The sequence below is a fragment of the Streptomyces sp. XM83C genome, assembly GCF_023072675.1.
Classification (GTDB): Bacteria; Actinomycetota; Actinomycetes; order Streptomycetales; family Streptomycetaceae; genus Streptomyces; species Streptomyces thermocoprophilus.
Genome location: NZ_JALLGL010000715.1, coordinates 1 through 243 on the forward strand (window position 1 = coordinate 1; position 243 = coordinate 243).

The following is a 243-nucleotide window of genomic DNA, read 5'->3' on the forward strand; positions in this document are numbered from 1 at the left end:
CTTCGACGGCGGGATCAGCGGTTTCGCGATCTCCCACAACCCGTCCGGAACAATCCAACTCCACGTACCCCGCCCCATGACGGGTTCAACGACGCCTCACCACATAGGACACGGTCTAAGACGTCGTCTCATTTGGCGAGTCTGCGGTAGCAGATGAGGCTGCAGGCGATGGCGGTGAAGGCCAGGAAGTGCTCGACCTTGCGTTCGTAGCGGCGGTGCAAACGGCGGCAGCCGCCCAGCCAG

At 63.0% G+C, this 243-nt stretch carries 1 pseudogene; it reads right to left on the reverse strand.

Annotated elements, in window-relative coordinates:
• Positions 1 to 128: 128 nt before the first annotated feature.
• Positions 129 to 243: pseudogene (locus MTQ10_RS31180) on the reverse strand (IS5/IS1182 family transposase); the annotation flags it as partial.